This window comes from Vibrio sp. KUL80 (assembly GCF_059725495.1).
In genome coordinates this window covers 508,855-528,892 of record NZ_AP045842.1, presented here as the reverse complement: position 1 = coordinate 528,892, position 20,038 = coordinate 508,855, and the positions used below count along the sequence as shown (strand labels likewise).

Below are 20,038 nucleotides of genomic sequence, written 5' to 3'. Positions count from 1 at the left end.
TCCAATGGAGCGCCTTTTCTGTTTCAGTAAGTTAGAGTCTTGCCAAGGCGTCAGCCTCGTCACTTGTTAGTTTTAGCTTTTCAGTCCGTTCAATTAACTGTTTATTGTCCCAAGCACCGCTGGAATGACCTAGTGAGCTCTCGCTCATCCTGTTTAATTCACTTTGAGCAAAAGTAACGAAGTCTTCTGGAAGGCGCTCTTGCTTTCGCCAATGCTCAAAGCAAGATTGAGCCCAAATTGGGTCGCCGGATTTTATTGCTTGAATAAACTGGTCTTTCTCTGCCGCATTACGGTTCTTCCCTGTAGAAAAAGCCTCTTTAGATGCTGTTTTGGGAGCGCGACTTCGTTCTCTATACCAAAGAAAAACAAATGCTAGCCAAAGCGCCGCGAACAACGCCGTCAGTGTTGGCCAGATGCCGGCATCTGTGATCGTTTGAGGAGTAGGGGGCACAACAGCACTGGTTGAAGGAAGTGCTGGAACAGAGCCTTCTCCTTGCTCGATATCGACTTCAAGGCCAGCTAGCGTTGTTGTATCGGCTTTCTTCTCTTTTGTGTTCCACCATTGGATATCAAGCGAAGGTAGTTTGACTTTATCGACCGATTTGGCGATTAACACCTGCTTCATTGTCATGGTAACGGAGCCGTCAGGGTTGCTGATAAAGCTTGGTTTTTCTGGATACACTCGAAATGCACGCGGATTGGTGATGCTAAGAGCGGGCATTTGCTCTTGAGATACCCCTTGTGCGGTTACCGAAATGGTGCGAGTCAGAGCATCGCCTGTTTGAAGAGTAACGGACTTAGACGTTAACTCCTCTCCATTATCCAGTGTCCAGGATTGCTCAGCGGTCAGCGAGGCCGTAGGTAACCAAATACCGTTGTAGTCGTCAGGAATCGGCAGCACGCTAATCGAAACCTGAGGCGCTTTACCATCAAGGCTTAAGATCTTGGTGCTGCCATTGCGGTTGTTTCCATACAACACTCCACCACGCAGAGTTGGAGCCGTGATAGTAAAATCGCCGCTCTCTTTCGCAGTGACACGGTAGCTTTGATCAACGATTAACACTTCTACACCATCCATCACCGCTTGGTATTGCTTCGGTTCAGCGATAGGCTCAATGTTTAGTCCTGTTGCGATTGGATCACTTAGCGATGGGTTTTGTAACAACCTTGGGTCGACCTTTACTATGATACGGGTATCAAGAATGGTGCTCTCTTTCGGATAGAGCTCAGATTTACTGAGCTGCGTGCGAACTTCGATGAGATCGTCGGTCGTAGGCGTATGTTCATCCATAGTGACATTCAGCGTGATCGGAGAGGTCTTGACACCATCAACATCGAAACTAGGTATGACGATTTTCCCGAGTCGCTGTGGCGCAATAGCGATAGTCCAGATGCTGCTATCCGTTCTGGTGCCATTGAGAATGTTGACCGAAGAGCTGAAGTTTGGTCGCCCCATAAAGAAGTCGTCACTCAATACGTCGAAATTTACTTTACTGCCATCGAGTTTTTCGTCCGCCATGATCTTTAACTGAATGACTTCGTCTTTACTGACATTCGTTTTGGTCACGCTCGCGGAGACATTGAGCGCAAGCGCGTTATAGCTTGTTAGAATCGTTAAGATGACGATTAATGGTTTAATGAAAGATAATCTTGATTTCATTTTGTTTACCAGTTCTTACCCGTTGATGACGGAGTCTCTTTCTCTTTAGCTTGCAATAGCATTTGCGCTTTGAGTAGATAGCTAGGATCGCGAGCGCTTTCCACTTGCTCTAGTTTACGAAGGTCAGAGTTCGCTTCTTGCTGTTGTGCTTGAGAAGTGACCTTGGAGTTGCTTTGCGGTGACTCATTAGAATCTTGCTCTGCTTCGCCTGTCGTTGATTGTGCATCACTTTGACGCTCGTCATGTTGTTCTCCCTCGCTCTCTTGCGTTGATGGTGATTGAGGCTCAGGCTCACTAGGGCTTGAAGGTTGAGGTGTTTCTGAACTATCTCCATTGTCTTGAGATTGCTCTTGTTGGCTCTGCTGAGGCTGACTTGAGTCGGCAGTGTCTTGTTGCTCCGAACTATCTTGCTGCTCTGAATTCTGCTGAGATTGTCCTTGCTCCTGCTCTGCATCGCCTCCAGGCTTTTGTTGCTGTTGCTGTTGCTGTTGCTGTTGCTGTTGCTGTTGCTGTTGCTGTTGCTGTTGCTGTTGCTGTTGCTGTTGCTGTTGCTGTTTCAAGAGCTCTAGGTTGTACTTAGCGTCAGCATGCCCAGGATCGGCTGCCAGTACTTTTTCAAAGGCGTCGATAGCTTGATCTAACTCCTTTAGCTGTGCTAAGGCATTTCCTCGGTTATATAAGTCATCTACAGTTTCAAGCCCTTCGAGTGCATCTAGGGCACTTTGATAGTCACCAGCTTGATAGTAGGCAGCGGATTTCCAGCGTGGGTCTAGGAACAGAGCTGCGGCTTGGTCAAAGTTATTCGCTTCGTATTCGGCGAGCCCGCGCTGGTCATTATTCAAGAATGCCCCATCTAACACTGAAGCTTGCGCGGGAGTAGGGTAGCCAGCAGACACAACCATCAAACCAATCAATGAAAAGATCACTTCTTTACGAAACAGTGGAAGCACTAAAAGCAGCGCGAGAGGCAATAACCAATAGCCATGATTGATAGCGATATCGAGCGTTTGCCCTGACGACTCGGAGATCCCTTCAAACGATGATGCTGCTACTAATTTTTCGATATCCGAGTTGTCGGTTTGATAAGTGGCGAAATTGCCCCCCAATGATTTTGCAAGCTGTTGCATCTGTTTGTGGGGTGTTTTTGCGACCACGGTTCTGCCTTGGCTGTCGGTCAATAGCGAGCCATCGTTGAGCGGGATAGGTGCTCCGCTTTGACTACCAAAAGCTAAAATGGACAAAGTGAAGTCAGTGCCATTAAGCACCTTGCTTATGGCCTCTGATTCTGAAGAGCTTAGATCGTCAGCGAATAGAACGATACTGCCCCTAGTCGTCCCCGCCTGTGTCATTAGCTTGACCGCCTGTTCAACGGCCAGATCTGCCCTCGCACCCTGAAAAGGCATAATTTCAGGGGAGAGATACTGAATGGCATTAGCTAAGGTTGCCGCATCCGTTGTGAGAGGGCTAAGGGTGTATGCATCGCCAGCGTACGCCACCAACCCGGTTTGGCCCTGTTCAAACAGAGACAATATATCGAGCGCCTTATAGCGGATTTGAGCAAGTCGACTTGGCTTAATGTCTTCGGCGTAGACCGACTGAGACATATCTACGACCAAAACCCTTGAGTTTGCCGATTGAGCGCCCGGTTTTTCAGCCTTTCCGAAGCTAGGTCCCGCCAAAGCGATGATTAAGGCAAGGCATAGGGGGGTGAACCACCAAAAAAGGTTGTTCTGCTTTGTATCGGAGCCAAGTGCTTTGGCGAGGTGGTCAGCAATAATTCTTGAAGATTTTTGACGACTCTTAAGCCATAGAGAAATAGCCGCCATAGGCAATAACAGCCAAAGTGCTTGTGGGTAGAGAAACTCAAAATCAAACATGGCTCCTCCTAATCATCAGAGTCATAGCCAATAACAGTAAGGCGATAAATGTAGGGACAAAAAACCATTCGGTTTTTGGGCGCCATGACTGAGTCGCCTGCTGGACGGGTTGCAGTGCGTTGATCGTATCGTAAATGGTGCTCAGTTCTTTGGCATTTCTTGCTCGAAAATACTGTCCGCCCGTCAGTTCTGCAATGTCGATCAGAGCTCTTTCATCGAGATCCTCCGCAGTGTTAACGGTGCGAGTCATAAAGAACTCACGTACTTGCATCTCACCAGCACCAATACCGACGGTATAGATAATGGTATTGTTCTTTTTGGCAATTTCAGCCGCTTCCATTGGGTCAAGAACACCAGCATTGTTACTGCCATCACTGAGCAAAATCATGACACGTTGGGGCGCATCGCCATCAATGAAGGTTTTGGTTGCAAGACCAATACCGTCACCTATAGCGGTTTGTGTGCCGATAAGTTTTAGCACAGTTTGGTTGAGTTGAGTCTCAATCGCCTGGTGATCGAACGTGAGTGGCGTTTGAAGGTAGGCGTGATCGGCAAAGTAGACTAAGCCCAATCGGTCGCCTTCTCGCTGCTGAATGAAGTCCGATACAACGCGCTTCACTGTCGATAATCGATCGATATATTCGCCATCAAACAACATGTCTTCTTGTGCCATCGAGTAGGACAGATCGATCACGAGCATCATGTCGCGGTGTTTGGGGTAGACAGTAATGGGTTCGTCATACCAAACCGGGCGCGCGCTCGCGGTTACCAAGCAAATCCACGCCATCACCGCGAGCACTTTCCCCACGGTATCTCGACGATTTGCAGTGGTCGAGGCAGAGTCTATATGCGGTAAGGTCACTCTCACTGATGAGGACTGTGCTGGCATTAAGCGATAGGCAATGATGGGTAATGGGAGCGCGGCAAACATCCACCACCATTCAAACGTAAATCCAGTCATGACTGCTTCCAGTTTCGGTATTTTCGTTTAGGGGGGAGTGCTTTCTCTACCCAGTAAAGACAGTCTTCGACGAGCGCTTGGTTTGTCTCTTTGTTGTTGACTCCAGAAGTGTATAGCACTTGTTGCCATTGCGGATGGTTGTTGGCAAAGCGAGGTTGATCGAGTTGTGAATCCAAAAAAGACAACCATTTTTCACCCGTTAACTTAGCGATGTCTTCACGTGGGAAATAGCTGAGTGCCGCTTGCCGAACGACTTCCAATGCCGATGACGGTGTCGAGTTTGTGTTAGTTTTAATAAGATTAGACGCCGCCACCTTAGCTCTAGAGCGTTTTTTATGGTGGCGAATCATCCACACCAAAAAGCAAACTGAAATAATAGCGACGGCTAAGATTGCCCAGTAACCCCAAGGAAGAGGCCACATTCCCGGTTCTTGAGGAAGGTGGATTGGTTTAAGAGGCAGTGATGACGTTTGTGTTGATTGATTCATGATTTCGTTGTCGATTAAAGCGTTTTGATGAGTTGGCTAAGTAATGGTGAACCACTTGAGATCTGTGACAATGCGATCCCATGGTCTGATAACGTCTTTGCCAACGAGTCTTTTTGATCGTTAAAAGCATCCGCTAATTGATGCCTGACGTGGGCACTAGAAAAATCCAGAGATAGCTCTTGATGTCTGCCTCGAACTTTTTGAGTACCCCGTGCCAGAGTGTGTCCTATTTCGATTGGGTCGAAGACTTGAATCGCGCGTACGCGATTGTGCCTAGCTAGTCGTCCCATGGCTTGTTTATTCTCATCGCTCAGCTCAGAAAAATCGCTAAGAACAATGACCTCGCTGCCTTTTTTACATAGGTTAGAGAGAGCATTGAAAGGATCGGCGAGAATAGCCGGTTCTTTGTGATGCGATTGATGTAAGAAGCGATTGTGCAGCATACATAGCTGACTCAATAGACGAAGGACCGATGCCTTTGAACTAGAAGGTTTGATCTCGACTAGCTCAGATCCAACACGAACTACTGCGCCGACGCGATCTTTCCCACTCAATGCAACCCATGCGAGTAATGCTGCTAAGTGGCACTGTTGAACCGATTTTAGTAGCAATTGCGTGCCCGTGAGCATGCTCGGCGTCAAATCAATAAATAGAACGACAGGGCGTTCTCGCTCTTCGGTGAAAAGCTTAGTGTGAACTTTTCCTGTTCTTGCCGTAACGCGCCAGTCAATCTGACGTACGTCATCGCCGGCTTGGTATTGGCGAACTTCGGAAAAGGTCATACCACGACCTTTTCGTGGACTCGCATGCTGTCCATTGAGTTGAGACCAAATACTTTTAGCTGGTGGCTGCCACCGTTGGCTGTGCGTTTGGTAAAAGCAGAGTTCTTCTAGAGTGATGGTTACACCCGTAGTCTGCTGAGGTAGTTTTCCCATCTTCACATAGTCTTGTAGAGATGGTGCAGCTACTTCAGTTGACCCCAATGCCTGCTTTAGCTTTGATTTAATGCTAGTGAACATAGAGTGTTATTCTTATCTTCTTACAAATGCGATAGCAATCATGCCAGAGCTTCATTTATGCCGAAGCCACAGTGCGTAACAGCTCTTCGATAACCGCATTGCCATCAATGCCTTCTGCCTGTGCTTGATAGGTTAGCAGTAGGCGATGGCGTAGTACCGGATAGATAACTTCATGGATGTCCTCTGGGCTTACAAAGTCTCGTCCTGCCAACCAAGCGTGCGCTCTCGCTGCTCGGTCTAATGCGATGGTCGCTCGAGGGCTGACACCCATTTCAATCCAGTTTTCTAGATTGGCGCTGTAAGTGTTTGGTTGTCTGGTCGCCATGACCAAGCGTACGATGTAGCGCTCAATAGCGTCAGCCATGTGTATGGCAAGGACTTCTTGGCGTGCTTTAAATATCGATTCTTGCGAAATCTTGGCCTCAAATCGGTGCGTTTCGCCCTGAGCTTCGCCGCGATTCAACCTCAAAATCTCAAGTTCACTTTCTTCATTAGGGTAATCCACTTCCAAATGAAGCAAGAAGCGGTCGAGTTGCGCCTCTGGAAGAGGGTAGGTGCCCTCTTGCTCGATTGGGTTTTGTGTCGCCATCACCAAAAACAGTTCCGGTAATGGATAAGTCGTTTGACCCACACTGATCTGTTTTTCCGCCATCGCTTCAAGCATTGCTGCTTGTACTTTCGCAGGGGCACGGTTCACTTCATCTGCGAGAACCAGTGAGTGGAATATTGGACCAGATTTAAATTGAAACTCACCTGTTTCTGGACGATAGATATCTGTACCCGTCAGGTCCGATGGAAGTAGGTCGGGTGTAAACTGGACACGGTGAAAGCTTCCCTCAATACAATCTGCTAGGGATTTTACTGCACGTGTTTTAGCAAGACCCGGAGGACCTTCTACGAGGATATGACCATCAGCCAGTAATGCTACGAGTAGTTGCTTGACGAGATTGTCTTGGCCAATAACTTGAGATTGCAAGTACTGTTGTAGTTGTTGGAAAGACTGTGCTGGCATGATAATGGGTCCTTATAGCAAGCATTAAGAAAACAGTATAAGAAATAGAGAAAACAATGAGAGAAAAGTTCCCTAATCTAGGTCATTGTTTTGTAAATACATAGCTGTGGGCGCAATGGACAAAGTTCAAGAGCAAGCTGGATGAAAAGCAATCAGTTGCTTACCTAGTTCAACAGATAATTGGTATAGACCCCTCAAAACGAGTACACTTGCCGAAGTTTAGAGTTACAGATGAGGTTAATCATTATGAGCGATTTTGAGAAAGAGCTAGAGCAAATGGCGTCTCAAGTAGAGTCTGAGCCAGAAGTAGCGCTGCCTTCGATTGAAGAACAACGTGAAATTGCCGCAGAACTCAAAAGACTGGAAGCCGAAGGCAAGCTCACTCCAGAAGTGCTAGAGCACTATTTTGGTAAGTTCAACAAGGACAACCAAACCCCGATTCACTAATTGCTAATAATACAATAGTTAGCTGTCTAATTTGAGCCCTTACGGTCTTCTAAGTTATTAGGACTAGAATAAGTAGTAAGGGCTTATTTATGACTGTAATAATATAAACTTCCGAATGAGCCACATAGTAGCATTTATTCATTAGTTTAACTGCCATATTTATCTAATCTAAATTCTAATTCGTCTCATAAATGAGACTCAACCCTAAGCCACTGTTTATTATGCCCGCTATGGAATGTAATGGGTTTCATTGTGATCTAGATCGACTTGACGTTTTGAGGGTACAAGAGTCTATTATTAATCCTGTTATTTAAACTAAAATAATTAATTCAAAAATAATCAACTAATCACATGGAGTGATAGATGAAGATGGCTCAGGCAAGGAGTCAACGAGCAGTACTGTTGGCAGCAAACACTCTTCAATCGTGCCTGTTAAAGGATATGGTTGAACAGAATCTGGATGTGGAGATTCGGCTTATTTCCCCAGAACGGCTTAACTACAACAACAAAGACACTAACCTAGAGGGCTTTGATTTAATCATTGCTGACTGCACAACACTCACAGCATCGCAGTTCAAAAAATATCACGATCTGAAAACAAGCTCCAACAGCAGAGCTAGGGAAGTGTTGATAAATGCGAGTCCTGGCCTGCGGCAAAGTGAATTGCTGCAATGGCAGCATCTGGTGGGTGTTTTCTATATCAATGATGATTTGGACAAAGTGATCAAAGGGTTCGGTTGTATTCTCGAAGGTGAAATGTGGTTGAGTAGAAAGTTACTCCACGAATATATAATGTTTTATCGAGATAGAGTTTGTGCATCAACGAATCCTGATTACAGTAATCTAACCAAACGAGAACAGCAAATCATCAAGCTTTTGAGCGACGGAGCATCGAATGTGGAGATAGCTGAGAGGCTCTTTGTTAGTGAGAACACGGTTAAGGCACATTTACACAATACCTTCAAGAAAATAAACGTGACCAATCGGGTTCAAGCATTAATTTGGGCTAAAAATAACATCTCAGTGCACGAGTATGCTTAACTCAATGAAACAGGGAGATTTTGGACTTCCTGATTTAATTCGGTAACGCTAAATAAAGCTAGTTTGCAAGCGTGCTGGTTTCTCATATCTGAGAATATTTAAGTAACTTTCTGAATCTTGGACGTAAATACCAAATATGTACTAAGTCACTCGGCTTCTCTTTTTCTATCCTTTGTTATACTACACAAGTAGTAGCGCACAAAAGCATACTGACAAGGAGTTCGCTATGCCCAATGACAAGGACGCCAATACAAAGCAAGCTATTCTATTGGCGGGGAACAGCTTGCAATCCAGTTTGTTGAAGGAATCACTGGAACAAAAGGTGCCGTTGAATATTAGGCTGATTGCCCCTGAGCAGTTATATCAGCAACGACAGCAGGCACTCAGTCATGAGCTCGATTACGTCATTATTGATTATGCTGCGATTGGTAAGGGCAACATCGAGCGCTACCTTGAAATCGTTGAAGGCACAGAGCAGTATACGAAAGAGGTGTTATTAAACGCGCCGAAAAGTCTTGCTCATGCCGATATGCTCAAGTGGCAAAACTTGGTTGGGGTGTTTTACGACACTGACACCATAGAAACATTAGCGAACGGGTTTGAACGGATTATCGATGGGGAATTATGGATGAGCCGCAAGCTTGTCTACGAGTATGTACATTTTTATCGACGTCGTCAGTGCGCTAAAACCAGTCCTTATTACACGAAACTCACCAAGCGCGAGCAGCAGATTATAAAATTACTTGGCGATGGTGCTTCCAACACAGAGATTGCTGAGGCCTTGTTTGTAAGCGAAAACACGGTTAAAGCGCATTTGCATAACGCGTTCAAGAAGATAAAAGTGAAGAATCGCCTGCAGGCGCTACTATGGGTTAAAAATAACGTCGCGACGAGTGAGTTCGTGCCGTAACAACCAATCCTTAGTGAGTATACCGTGGTAATAATGTACAGCAGAAGCCGAGCCTATTCGCTTCTGCTTTTTTATGTTTATCTACTGCTCATTGAATTCACTACAAATAAGGCTTCTATTACTTTTGAGCTCCTTTTGTTCAGGAGTTTCAGTGATGAGATGTCTTTTTACTGTCTTTCTTTTTAGCCTGGTGTCTGGCGTTAGTGTGGCTGGTCAATTTCGTGAAGGTATCCATTACCTCGAAATGGATAGGGAACCTACAGTGACTCCGATGGTCATGCTATTTCACTCTCCCTATTGTGGGCCTTGTGCCATGATGCATGACCCAATTCTTAAGCTTGCTTCAGACAAAGCTATGGACATCAAGGAAGTCGTTGTCCCTGTTGGAAAGATAGGTAATGATATACAACAAGGGTATGTCGTCGCCAAGCGACAAAATAAAGCCCACGCTTATATCAAGGTGCTTATCCGTCGAATCCACTTTACTAAAGACGAGGCCCCTAGATACAGAAAGGATGTGTTGAAGGTATTAGATGACTGCGGCGTCGATGCGAGCGAGTTCGAAACGCCGAGCCAATGCACAAAAGATGAAATGGATGAGCACAACCTTTTGGTCAGTGAATACCGTATTCGCCAAACGCCAACGATTATCGTCAATGGTAACAAGCAAATTATTTTGCCTTCATTGAAGAATATGGATGAGCTAGAGGCGTTGATCTCTGAGCTTTATCAAGGATGAAAAAACAGGGCCACGGGTAAGTTCCTTTTTCCGCATAGCCCTGTTTGCTGCTTACTCGTTGAGAGCGTGCTCAAGCACTACAGTATTTCTGTGGTCTCGTTTGAATAGCGAGCGATGATAGGGTTAGACATCGCGTTTGGGTCTTGGGAGGACCACATACCTCTTTCCATTCCTTTCACGATAAGATGAATCACTGCAGCGTCAATGGCTGACATAATTGCGATGTTTACAGGCTCGTTATTACTGTATCCCATTTCAACTTCGAGTAACTCTTTGTAGTCGATAAAACGGAACGCCCCTAAGCCTACCTCATGAGAAGAAATGGTTTTGGACGTGGTGATACTCAGTAAGACTTGGCCACTACGAACGTCCACCGCTCTGAGGTTTACTGTCACTTGGTCCGTTCTGTATTGCCCTGACGCGCCAATGCCTAAGTATTTGGCGCCAACACCGCCTGTGCGTATGTTGGAGTCATAGGCGACGATGCCTCCCTCGATGACCACATTGGCTGAGTTGAGCGACGATAAGTCAGCACCGTGATTCGAGATGCTTTTTTCCTTCTTTTGAGCCGCTCTGATTATTTTCCGTTCTGTTAGCAGGTTTTGCAGTCCCTCACGTTCCAAGGGAATAAACCATTGTGAGTCAAGTAAGGAAGTCGTCAGCAACGATGTTCCACCTTGAGGAACTGCGGTTGAGAAGTTACTGTTTGGCTGGGGCTTGTATTGACCCGTCTGGTCTCTGAAATCATACACCGAGACTAATATCTTTCCCGCAGGCTTAGGGAGTGATACGAGATCTGTGTATGTTGCCCCTCTAGGCATTAGCTTTGGTGTCGCTGACGTATCTGGAATATCTAGGGAATATGCACACCCACCCAGCATTGCCGCTAGGCATAGCATAACGAGACCTTTCATAATTCTTTCCTTGTAAATTAGAGGTCGGGATTGAGTCCAGAAACACTGATTTCTGTCGATTCACCAGTTAACTTATCGACGATTTGAACCAGCAGGGTGCCGGAATCGTCGACGACGTTTAGGAAGAAGTCGTCGGTCTCGAGTTGTCCTGTATTACCGTTGCCAATATCTGCAAGCAACTGACTGATTAATCGAGACTCAAGGCTTGAGGCTAGTCTGTCCAACGAAGACTCTTCTTCAAAATCAAACGTGCTGGCATTTGGATCTTCGTAATCATTAATCGCGTTGGCGTGGTTGATCAAAATGGTGCTGTTTAACGGATTTCCCCCAAAGCTTGGGTTGACTGGGGTATAGATAAGTTCCGTTCCAAACGCATACAGCGGCGTCATTATAGCTGCCGCTAACAGGGTAAGTTTCATGGTTGCTTTTGCCATCCCTGACTCCTTAGAATTCATCATGCTCTAAATCGAACGTGTCTAAATACAGCCTTTCTGCTTGCCAACGGATCATATAATTGCCTACCACTCTAATGGCATCGTTTGCTCTATCTTTTGCTTGTCTTCGACCTGGCGAAAGAGCGGTTCTATATATCACCTGCCTTGAGTGAAACACTTCAATAATACTGCCGGACAATGCTGTGGGTATTTCTTTGACCGAAAGGTTTTCTTGTAAGTCTGGGTACTGATCGTTCAGTTGCTGAGAAAAGAAAAAATAAAAATCCTCACCCAGACGTGTAATCGTTCTATCGACGATGACACCGCTTACTTCGTTATAGTTGTAAAACGGAGAGGCTTCGTGGCTTTCGAGCTTGCCACCATTTTCAAGGGGAGCACTACTCTCCAAACTCTCCGCAGCCGCGGTAGAGCTCGTCATAAGTAGCAAGGTTGCAATTGAAGGAAGCAGCTTATCCATCCCTAATCCCGTTTGAAATCCATTCCCGATACAAGAGAAGCGGTATAACACCGACACCATTAAGACTAATCCACCGAATATGAATCCAAAATAAACTAGAGCACTAGTTATTAGATTAATTTTTTCATACTTGCGATGACCATTTCATAAAAGATATTGCACATCTCATTGAGAACTTAATTTGATAAATCAATTTAAGTTTAGGGTTAATGTCCTCACCAATATTTACTCTTACCAAGGCGCAACAATATTCGACACGTTAACTGGACATTAAATACATTTTGGGTCTTCATCCAACGTATTTGCTCAGTTTCATTTCGTGATCAAACAAACATTGTTGAACGCAAGGAGAGCTTAAATGGGATGGTCAAGAAACAGAGGTCGATTGGTGTGGAATGGGGTGACTAGCGCCATTCTAATGGCGTTTACATCATTACCCGTTTCGTCCTCTCCATTAGTGCTGGCACCAAACGGCGGTGTGTCGTCGAGTGGCTCTTTTTTACATGGCGTGAGTGAGGACATTGTAAGCGATTATGAGGACCTCGCTTCGTATTCGGGAGACGTAGACAACCTGTCGGAGATAGAGATCGTCAACTCATTTGATTCGGTTGTTATCGTCTCGCAAAAAAGTCACGGACCTGGTGCAGGGAATCGGTCGAGAGTAAGGCAAGAAGGAGTGAGTAATACCGCTTTAGTGGGACAAAAGGGTAATGACAACGTGGCGTATATCAACCAAGAGGGTGATAACAACGCTGCTGCTGTTGGGCAAATAGGGTTTAACGGAGAAGCGCTGGTCAATCAACGAGGTGACAACAATCTAGCGTTGCTAGGGCAGGCCAACTTCTCAGGCTCGTCCAACAGGCTAAGCATCAATCAGCAAAATGACAACAATATAGCGCTTGTTGTTGCTGGAGGTGGTGCCAATCTCGGTATTTCGCAAGACGGTGGCGATGCAGCCATCATCAATGCGTCGAGTGCCATGAGAGTTTATATAAACCAAGCGAATTGAGTGGTAGCTGCGCGGTTTAGAAAGAGTTTCTCGCAAGAGAAAAACTGTCGACAAGGAAAGAAAAAAAGGAAATAGGTGTGATTATGAAAAAGTTAGTTTTGTGTATAGGTTTGGCATTGGCTTCTACTACGGCTTTGGCGAATGGTCCTGCAACGGGTAAAGAAGTCAACTTCGGTGGCTACGGTCAACTGGCCAATCAAGGTCAAGACAACAACAGTGTGGTTCTACAAGCCAATGACCAAGGAACTACGGTCACGGTAATGCAGGGTGAGCTAGGTGTGTTTGACGGTAACCGTTCTGCGGTTGATATTCGCTTGCAAAGCCCAGGTAACAATAATGATGTGGCGATTACACAGTCTGGTAATTTCAGCTTCAATGACTCTTTGGTTAAAATCGCCGGCAAAACTGGTGGCGCAGATGTCGATATCATGCAGACAGGTCACGCTAACGACTCTGTTGTGTACATGGCACACGATGAAGACAACTCAACTGTTTCAGTGACGCAAAACGGGGTAGATAACTGGTCTCGTGTTCGTTCTACTAATAAGAGTAAAGGTAACGAGACGACTGTAGTACAAAATGGCTTACAACAAGACTCTGAAGTTTGGTTTGATGCGGCATCATCTAACAACACAGTAGATGTTAAACAGGGTAAGAATACCTCTCGCTTTGATAACACGTCGATCGTGTCTCTGCGTGCTGCTAGTTCAGACAATGAAATCAGTGTGAACCAAAAAGGCAACCGCAACGACTCTAAAGTCTTCCTACATTCATCCACTAACAATATGGTAGACGTAACACAAACGTGGGATGATGCATCGTATGTTGCTCAAACAAACTCTCACAATACTTCAGTCACAGTGACTCAGTACTAATCTCCTATGAGCCTCTATATGAAAAAGGTTACCCTTTGGGTAGCCTTTTTACTATGTTCGACTTTCGCTGATGCTAACAACCTCGGTGAGTACATGAAATGTTACAAAGACGGTCCATTTTTGGTGGTAGAACTCACCGTAAGAGACAGTGAATCGCTAAGGATTCAAATTCTGACGAGCGACTCCTCTGTATTAACATCGAATCAAAACGGTGGCGTATCGAGTTTTTATCTTCAACGAGATGCCTTTCCCTTGACTGTCATAAATAAGGTTGATGAAGAGGTATTTGCGGTAGACGAATACTGTAATATTTCACCAAAATAAAAACCCTCCGCTTCGTTAGAAGGGAGGGTTTTTCAGCAAGCAAAGATGCTTAAAACTGTTATGAAGGCTTATACACCCGCTTCTTTATACAAACGGCGGCAAGCTTTGCCATCGCTGTGGAATAGGTGACAGCGGTGAGCTGGGATACCAATCTCAAACTTATCACCAACTTCAACAGAAAGCGTATCTGGCTGACGGTAGATAACGTCTGCATCTGCGCTTTCAAGGTTTAGATAAACCTGAGTTTCGTTACCTAGTTTCTCAACGATCATGACTTCGCCACCGACTTTCGCATCGCCTTCTTCCGCCGATACCAAGTGCTCTGGACGCACGCCCATAGACATACGGTCGCCTTTGTTAACGGTTGTGCCGTCAACAGGAATCCAGAAAGAGTCGCCATCAGAAAGCTGAACTTTAACGCGCTCGGCTTCTACTTCTTCGATGAATACGCTCATGAAGTTCATCTTAGGTGAACCAATGAAGCCAGCAACGAAGCGGTTATCAGGGTAGTGGTAAAGCTCAAGAGGCTTACCAACCTGCGCAACATAGCCTGCGTCTAGAACAACAATCTTGTCTGCCATTGTCATCGCTTCCACTTGATCGTGCGTAACGTAGATCATGGTGCAGCCAAGTTGGCGTTGAAGTTTCGTGATTTGCGAACGCATGTTTACACGAAGCGCAGCATCAAGGTTAGATAGCGGTTCGTCTAGTAGGAATACGTTTGGCTGAGAGACTAGAGTACGACCGATAGCCACACGCTGACGCTGACCACCAGAAAGTGCTTTTGGTTGACGCTCTAGCAGGTGACCAAGCTGAAGGATTTCTGCAGCGTGCTCAACACGACGATCAATTTCTTTTTTGTCTGCTTTAGCAAGCTTAAGACCAAATGACATGTTGTCATATAGGTTAAGGTGAGGGTAAAGAGCGTAAGACTGGAATACCATGCCCACACCGCGCTTCGATGGTTCAACATCGTTCATGCGCTCGTCACCAATATACAAATCACCGGACGTGATGTCTTCTAAACCCGCGATACAACGTAGTAGAGTTGATTTACCACAACCTGATGGACCAACGAAGACAACAAATTCGCCTTCATTGATTTCTAGGTCGACATTCTTGGAGATCAGTACGTCACCGTACGCTTTACTAACATTTTTTAACGTGACACTCGCCATGTAGCTCGTCCTCGATTCATTTTTCTTTCCGTCGGTCATTATAGAGATAATTCGACAGGTAATAATAGTAGGAAATTGGTCAGTGTGTGACTCCAGCAACATGGCTGAAGCGTTAGGACTGTTTTGCTTATGGTATTAGGGTTTTATGTTCCTTCGTTAGTGCAAATTGTCCTAGATGGAAAGAAAAAAGGGTGGCGCTGTACGATTTGGCGCCACCCTCAAAGCCAAGACTTCGCTAGTATCCCCCGACACAAATTGAAAACCTCCCCCGTAAAATAAATTACCACTAGTACTTCAATTTATGACTACTTGGCGAGCCCGGCGATGAAAACCCAGTATACGTTCCTTGTAGAAACTGATAGAGACAAGCTCTTACTGGTAAAGGGTTCTTACCATCCACTCTTGGATGACTGCAGTTTCCTTGATTGAGGTCGCTCGGACATCCTCCTGACAAAAATAATTATGGGGGTAGTAGAAAAGGAGGAGGAGGATAGGGGGGTAGAAATGACGTGTGAGATCTTGGTCAAAAATTTGCCCCTGATAATAGTGAATTCTGTCACAAGTGCAGATTGTTTTGTGATGTTGATCTATAGTCTTGGGCGATTGAGGTCACGGAAATCAACGCTTGTAGCGAGGGCGTAGAGAGTAGGATGATGAGAGCTTGCTGTATTTTTTAGATGATACTCGTCGAAACTTGGGAAATCCTCTGGATGAACCTCTGGATGAACCTGCGATCAAAACTATAAAAAGGATATAAACATGAAAAAAGCCCTAAGCACTGTAGCTCTAGGTACCCTAGTAGCTCTAGGTTCTTTTGGTGCAAACGCTGCTATCGAAGAAGGACAACTTACCATTTGGATTAATGGTGACAAAGGTTACAACGGTCTTGCAGAAGTAGGTAAAAAGTTCGAAGAAGACACAGGCATCAAAGTGACAGTTGCTCACCCAGATGGTCTTGAAGCTCGCTTCCCTCAAGTTGCAGCGACTGGTGATGGTCCTGATATCATTTTCTGGGCACACGACCGTTTCGGTGAGTATGCTCAAGCAGGTTTGCTAGCTGAGGTTAAACCTTCTAAAGAAACTAAAGAAGGCATCGTTGATTTCGCATGGGACGCAGTTAAGTACGACGGCAAAATCATCGGTTACCCAGTAGCAGTTGAATCTCTATCTCTAATCTACAACAAAGATTTGGTTCCAAACCCACCTAAGACTTGGGAAGAAGTTGAAGCATTGAACGCAAAACTTGCTAAAGATGGCAAGACTGCAATCATGTGGAACCTAAAAGAACCGTACTTCACATGGCCTCTAATGGCTGCTGACGGCGGCTATGCATTCAAATACAACGGTGGTAGCTACGACGTTAAAGACGCAGGTATCGCTAAAGAAGGTGTGAAGGACGCGCTTAGCTTTGTTAAAGGTCTAGTAGACAAAGGCGTTATCTCTGCAGACATGGACTACTCAGTATCTGAGTCTGCGTTCAACCAAGGTAAGACTGCAATGACTATCAACGGTCCATGGTCTTGGGCGAACATCGAGAAGTCTGGCATCAACTACGGTGTTGCTACGCTTCCTAAGTTCAACGGTCAAGCTTCTAAGCCTTTCGTTGGCGTACTAACAGCAGGTATCAGCACTGCGTCACCTAACCGTGACCTAGCGGTTGAGTTCCTAGAGAACTACCTACTAACTAACGACGGTCTACGTGAAGTGAACAACGACAAGCCACTAGGCGCAGTTGCTCTGACTTCATTCCAAGACGAGCTAGGTTCTGATGCACGTATCGCAGCGACAATGGACAACGCGATGAACGGTGAAATCATGCCTAACGTTCCACAAATGAGCGCATTCTGGGCTTCTGCTAAGAACGCTATCATCAACGTGGTTGACGGTCGCCAATCAGTTGACGCAGCTGTTGCTGATGCTGAAAAGCAAATGACGAAGTAATTTTCTAGAACTACCCTTTTAAGGAGGGGGTAACCCCTCCTTCTTTTATTTTTTGTATTATCGCTAGCAGGTCCTTTTATGCAGTCAGTTCAAGGTACAGATGCCATGTCAGCTGAAACTAGTACAGTTCCAAGCAGCAAGAAAGTATTCATCAAGTGGGGACTTCTTGGCTCAGTGGGACTTATCAATGGTTACGCGACTATTCTTATGTATTCCCGTGGTGAGCTTGCATTCGCATTGCTTACTGTGATTCTTACCGCTCTGGCACTCTATATTTTCGGCAGTAAGAAAACGTACGCACACCGTTATATCTATCCAGGTATCGCGGGTATGATCCTCTTTATTCTTTTCCCTTTGGCGTACACGGTAGGCCTAGCCTTCACGAACTACAGTGCGAAGAACCAACTCTCTTTGGAAAGAACTCAAAACGTTCTGATGCAGCGTACTTTCCAAACGGGTGAGAGCTTCTCGTTTGATCTTTATAAGACAGAAAACGGTCACCGCATCTATGTGAAAGACGGTGAACAGCTGCTCGCTACACCTGAATTTGATATCTCTAGCCCATCTGCTGATTATGACCTATCGGCGGTAGATACTCAGGCTGGTGATAAGGAACAGATCAAAACGATCATTCAAAACCGTTCTACTTTGAACACGATTGATCTGCATATGCCGAGTGGTGAAGACATTCGTATGAGTGGTCTTCGTAAGTTCGCATCGGTACAGCCACTTTATACGTTTGTTGAAGGCACTGATGACCTACGCGACAACAAGACTGGCGATCTACTACGTCCAAATATGGAAGTAGGTTTCTACCAACCAGTGAATGACAATGGTGAGTTTGTTGGTAACACAGTCTCTCCTGGCTTCATTGTGGGTATTGGTACGCATAACTTTGAACGTGTCTGGAAAGACGACGGTATCAAAGAACCATTCATCAGTATCTTCATCTGGACAATCGTATTCTCTGCAGTGAGCGTCGCACTAACAGTACTGATTGGTCTTATCTTGGCGAGTGTTGTTCAATGGGAAGCACTACGCGGTCGCGCTGTCTATCGTGTACTACTGATTCTTCCATACGCGGTACCAGCATTTATCTCGATTCTAATCTTTAAGGGTTTGTTCAACCAAAGCTTTGGTGAAGTGAACATGCTACTTGAAGGTCTATTTGGCATTAGCCCGAGCTGGTTCTCTGATCCACTGATGGCTAAAGTGATGATTCTTATCGTAAACACTTGGCTAGGTTTCCCTTACATGATGATTCTATGTATGGGTATGCTAAAAGCGATTCCTGATGACCTGTATGAAGCGTCAGCAATCGATGGTTCAAACTTTGTTTCGAACTTCACTAAGATCACAATGCCACTGATGATTAAGCCGCTAACTCCGCTACTAATTGCAAGTTTCGCGTTTAACTTCAACAACTTCGTACTGATTGCCCTTCTAACGAATGGTGGTCCTAACATGATTGGTACTTCTGAGCCAGCGGGTTACACCGACCTATTGGTTAACTACACGTACCGTATCGCGTTTGAAGGCTCTGGTGGTCAAGACTTCGGTCTAGCGAGTGCAATCGCAACACTGATCTTCCTACTAGTAGGTGCACTAGCACTACTTAACCTACGCGTCACGAAAGTAGCTCAAGACTAAGGAGGCCTAAAATGGCAATGGTACAAGGTAAGTCATTAAAATACCGCGTTTGGGCAACACACATCGCTATGTGGGCTTTCCTATCGCTGATTATTTTCCCACTACTGATGATTATCGCTATCTCATTCCGTGAAGGTAACTTCGCGACAGGTAGCCTAATCCCAGAGAACCCATCGCTAGAACACTGGAAACTAGCACTAGGTTTCTCGGTAACGAACGCAGACGGCTCAGTAACACCGCCTCCGTTCCCAGTACTAACTTGGTTGTGGAACTCAATTAAAGTTGCGGGTATTTCATCAATCTTGATTGTATGTCTATCAACAACGTCTGCTTACGCATTTGCTCGTATGCGCTTTAAAGGTAAGTCAACCATCCTAAAAGCGATGATGATTTTCCAGATGTTCCCAGCAGTACTAGCACTGGTAGCGATTTACGCATTGTTCGATAAACTAGGTCAGTACATTCCGTTCCTAGGGTTGAATACACACGGCGGTCTGATTTTCTCTTACTTGGGTGGTATTGCACTTCACGTATGGACAATCAAAGGCTACTTCGAAACGATTGATGGCTCTCTAGAAGAAGCTGCAGCACTTGATGGTGCAACGCCATGGCAAGCATTCCGCCTAGTTCTTCTGCCACTATCAGTGCCAATTCTAGCGGTTGTATTTATTCTGTCGTTCATCATGGTTGTTGGTGAAGTACCGGTAGCATCACTACTACTTTCTGATGTAAACTCGTACACACTAGCGGTTGGTATGCAGCAGTACTTGTACCCTCAGAACTACCTATGGGGTGACTTCGCGGCAGCGGCAGTACTATCAGCACTACCTATCACAGTCGTATTCCTACTCGCACAGCGTTGGCTGGTTGGTGGTTTGACCGCCGGCGGTGTCAAAGGATAAAAACGATAAGGGTGACCGCAAGGTCACCCATTTTTTTGTCTTGTTTAACACCTATTGGTTTGGCCGCCGACAAGTTAAATAAGCAACACTGGTGTTACGTATAGCTGGCTGTTAAACGGATTCCTTACTATCACGACTAACAGTTCTTGTAACCGACGCCCGAGCATTCGCTCGGGCTT

20 protein-coding genes are annotated in these 20,038 nt (G+C 45.6%); 10 read left to right on the top strand and 10 right to left on the bottom strand.

Going from position 1 to position 20,038, the window contains the following annotated elements; translation table 11 throughout:
• Nucleotides 1–31: 31 nt before the first annotated feature.
• The 6 genes from AC6I8U_RS19035 to AC6I8U_RS19010 are packed head-to-tail and all read right to left on the bottom strand — an operon-like array spanning nucleotide 32 to nucleotide 7,017.
• The gene (locus AC6I8U_RS19035; RefSeq protein WP_498019306.1) at nucleotides 32–1,660 is read right to left on the bottom strand and encodes a BatD family protein; all 1,629 of its coding nucleotides are present in this window, start codon (nucleotides 1,658–1,660) and stop codon (nucleotides 32–34) included.
• A 5-nt stretch (nucleotides 1,661–1,665) separates the two neighbouring features.
• Nucleotides 1,666–3,537, bottom strand: a complete 1,872-nt coding sequence (locus tag AC6I8U_RS19030; protein WP_498019305.1) for a vWA domain-containing protein — start codon at nucleotides 3,535–3,537, stop codon at nucleotides 1,666–1,668.
• Nucleotides 3,530–4,498, bottom strand: a complete 969-nt coding sequence (locus AC6I8U_RS19025; protein WP_498019304.1) for a VWA domain-containing protein — start codon at nucleotides 4,496–4,498, stop codon at nucleotides 3,530–3,532. Before AC6I8U_RS19025 ends, AC6I8U_RS19030 begins: the two co-directional genes overlap by 8 nt.
• Complete coding sequence (locus AC6I8U_RS19020; RefSeq protein ID WP_498019303.1) at nucleotides 4,495–4,986, bottom strand: DUF4381 domain-containing protein; 492 nt, start codon at nucleotides 4,984–4,986, stop codon at nucleotides 4,495–4,497. The genes AC6I8U_RS19025 and AC6I8U_RS19020 overlap by 4 nt, the downstream gene beginning before the upstream one ends.
• A gap of 14 nt (nucleotides 4,987–5,000) precedes the next feature.
• Complete coding sequence (locus tag AC6I8U_RS19015; protein ID WP_498019302.1) at nucleotides 5,001–6,005, bottom strand: DUF58 domain-containing protein; 1,005 nt, start codon at nucleotides 6,003–6,005, stop codon at nucleotides 5,001–5,003.
• 55 nt (nucleotides 6,006–6,060) lie between these two features.
• Nucleotides 6,061–7,017, bottom strand: coding sequence for an AAA family ATPase (locus AC6I8U_RS19010; protein ID WP_498019301.1), 957 nt, complete (start codon nucleotides 7,015–7,017; stop codon nucleotides 6,061–6,063).
• Nucleotides 7,018–7,263: 246 nt separating this feature from the next.
• On the opposite strand from AC6I8U_RS19010, the gene AC6I8U_RS19005 reads away from it, so the two are divergent.
• The 4 genes from AC6I8U_RS19005 (at nucleotide 7,264) to AC6I8U_RS18990 (ending at nucleotide 10,154) form a co-directional block, all read left to right on the top strand.
• Nucleotides 7,264–7,464 carry a restriction endonuclease subunit S gene (locus tag AC6I8U_RS19005; RefSeq protein ID WP_234496360.1) on the top strand — a complete coding sequence of 67 codons (201 nt, stop codon included), beginning with the start codon at nucleotides 7,264–7,266 and terminating at the stop codon, nucleotides 7,462–7,464.
• Nucleotides 7,465–7,827: 363 nt separating this feature from the next.
• Nucleotides 7,828–8,505: a LuxR C-terminal-related transcriptional regulator gene (locus AC6I8U_RS19000; RefSeq protein WP_498019300.1), complete on the top strand. Its 678-nt coding sequence runs from the start codon at nucleotides 7,828–7,830 to the stop codon at nucleotides 8,503–8,505.
• Between the two features lie 226 nt (nucleotides 8,506–8,731).
• On the top strand, nucleotides 8,732–9,415 hold the full coding sequence (locus tag AC6I8U_RS18995; protein WP_498019299.1) for a LuxR C-terminal-related transcriptional regulator: 684 nt from the start codon (nucleotides 8,732–8,734) through the stop codon (nucleotides 9,413–9,415).
• 154 nt (nucleotides 9,416–9,569) lie between these two features.
• On the top strand, nucleotides 9,570–10,154 hold the full coding sequence (locus AC6I8U_RS18990; RefSeq protein ID WP_498019298.1) for a thioredoxin fold domain-containing protein: 585 nt from the start codon (nucleotides 9,570–9,572) through the stop codon (nucleotides 10,152–10,154).
• Nucleotides 10,155–10,231: 77 nt separating this feature from the next.
• On the opposite strand, the gene AC6I8U_RS18985 is transcribed toward AC6I8U_RS18990, so the two are convergent.
• From AC6I8U_RS18985 to AC6I8U_RS18975, 3 genes are read right to left on the bottom strand one after another with little or no spacing between them, the layout of a single operon-like run.
• A complete protein-coding gene (locus AC6I8U_RS18985) occupies nucleotides 10,232–11,068 on the bottom strand; it encodes a CsgG/HfaB family protein (protein ID WP_498019297.1) in 837 nt (278 codons plus the stop codon).
• Between the two features lie 17 nt (nucleotides 11,069–11,085).
• Nucleotides 11,086–11,487: a curli assembly protein CsgF gene (locus AC6I8U_RS18980; RefSeq protein ID WP_498019600.1), complete on the bottom strand. Its 402-nt coding sequence runs from the start codon at nucleotides 11,485–11,487 to the stop codon at nucleotides 11,086–11,088.
• Nucleotides 11,488–11,512: 25 nt separating this feature from the next.
• On the bottom strand, nucleotides 11,513–11,941 hold the full coding sequence (locus AC6I8U_RS18975; protein ID WP_394150435.1) for a curli production assembly/transport protein CsgE: 429 nt from the start codon (nucleotides 11,939–11,941) through the stop codon (nucleotides 11,513–11,515).
• A 397-nt stretch (nucleotides 11,942–12,338) separates the two neighbouring features.
• Here AC6I8U_RS18975 and AC6I8U_RS18970 point away from each other — a divergent pair, with 397 nt between their 5' ends.
• From AC6I8U_RS18970 to AC6I8U_RS18960, 3 genes are all read left to right on the top strand, one after another.
• Entirely contained in the window at nucleotides 12,339–12,989 is a 651-nt protein-coding gene (locus tag AC6I8U_RS18970; protein ID WP_498019296.1) for a curlin subunit CsgB, read from the top strand.
• 83 nt (nucleotides 12,990–13,072) lie between these two features.
• Nucleotides 13,073–13,864 (top strand): hypothetical protein, encoded by a 792-nt coding sequence (locus tag AC6I8U_RS18965; protein WP_498019295.1) that lies wholly within the window; start codon nucleotides 13,073–13,075, stop codon nucleotides 13,862–13,864.
• Nucleotides 13,865–13,882: 18 nt separating this feature from the next.
• The gene (locus AC6I8U_RS18960) at nucleotides 13,883–14,188 is read left to right on the top strand and encodes a hypothetical protein (RefSeq protein ID WP_498019294.1); all 306 of its coding nucleotides are present in this window, start codon (nucleotides 13,883–13,885) and stop codon (nucleotides 14,186–14,188) included.
• A gap of 68 nt (nucleotides 14,189–14,256) precedes the next feature.
• Here the strand turns inward: AC6I8U_RS18960 and malK are convergent, their stop codons facing one another.
• Nucleotides 14,257–15,366, bottom strand: coding sequence for a maltose/maltodextrin ABC transporter ATP-binding protein MalK (gene malK, locus AC6I8U_RS18955; protein WP_042469966.1), 1,110 nt, complete (start codon nucleotides 15,364–15,366; stop codon nucleotides 14,257–14,259).
• Nucleotides 15,367–16,125: 759 nt separating this feature from the next.
• On the opposite strand from malK, the gene malE reads away from it, so the two are divergent.
• The 3 genes from malE (at nucleotide 16,126) to malG (ending at nucleotide 19,859) form a co-directional block, all read left to right on the top strand.
• Complete coding sequence (gene malE, locus AC6I8U_RS18950; RefSeq protein WP_234496370.1) at nucleotides 16,126–17,307, top strand: maltose/maltodextrin ABC transporter substrate-binding protein MalE; 1,182 nt, start codon at nucleotides 16,126–16,128, stop codon at nucleotides 17,305–17,307.
• A 78-nt stretch (nucleotides 17,308–17,385) separates the two neighbouring features.
• Complete coding sequence (gene malF / locus AC6I8U_RS18945; protein ID WP_498019293.1) at nucleotides 17,386–18,957, top strand: maltose ABC transporter permease MalF; 1,572 nt, start codon at nucleotides 17,386–17,388, stop codon at nucleotides 18,955–18,957.
• An 11-nt stretch (nucleotides 18,958–18,968) separates the two neighbouring features.
• On the top strand, nucleotides 18,969–19,859 hold the full coding sequence (malG, locus tag AC6I8U_RS18940; RefSeq protein WP_042469972.1) for a maltose ABC transporter permease MalG: 891 nt from the start codon (nucleotides 18,969–18,971) through the stop codon (nucleotides 19,857–19,859).
• Nucleotides 19,860–20,038 lie beyond the last annotated feature (179 nt).